The organism is Candidatus Symbiothrix dinenymphae, assembly GCF_001431085.1.
The window spans coordinates 1-737 of the sequence record NZ_BBRU01000160.1 but is presented as its reverse complement, the minus strand read 5'-3'; the positions used below and the strand labels follow the sequence as shown (position 1 = coordinate 737).

General features: G+C 46.5%; 1 protein-coding gene. It reads right to left on the bottom strand.

Features of this window, described 5'->3' with window-relative positions; translation table 11 throughout:
• On the bottom strand, positions 1 to 597 hold a 597-nt coding region (locus ASC50_RS02430; protein ID WP_193391182.1), incomplete at its 3' end, for an AAA family ATPase.
• Positions 598 to 737: the final 140 nt, after the last annotated feature.

Genomic DNA, 737 nt, shown 5'->3' with positions numbered 1-737 from the left:
TGCGCTGCCAAGCGACTCGCTGTCGGGACGAATCCGCACTTTGAAGTCGCGAATGTTGCGCATGCCCACCAAGGCGATTGAATGAACAAACGGTATTTGCGACCGGGTGTTGTAAGAATTTCTCAGTTGGCGAAGAAAAGTGATTAGTGTTCCCTCGCTCAAACAGTCGGCTTCATCGAAAAAGATGATTAACGGTTTGTCTAACGCCATGCAAAACAAGGTCAATTCGGTTGCCAGCACACCCGAATAATCGCTGTAGTCGGCATTTTTTGCGAACCGTCCGCCGTCCGGTATGTCCGGCGAAAATTGCAATGCCTTTCCTAATCGTTTTGTTATCACAGGAATACCTTCCTTCGGGTCAATAACGCCCTGTGCTGCCTCCAACGAGCAGTAAAGCGCATAATACTTGCCCTCGCTATTGATGCGATTAACCAAATCAAGCAGCAACGTGGTTTTGCCACTCTGCCGCGGAGCGTGAATCACAAAATACTGCTTCTGCTCAATGAGTTCTCTGATGCCCGACAAACGCGATGAAGCCTCTATCATATAGTGGTCAGCTTCGTTGCAGGGTCCTGCTACATTAAAATATCGTGCCATAATTCAAATTTTTTAATCAATTACCAAACTTTTCACTCTTCACTCTAACACCCCACAATCGAAACCGTTTTATCGCCAACTTTCTCCGTTTTGAGATAAATTTTAGCATCCCAATCTATATCGGGGCGGCGGTCGAAAAT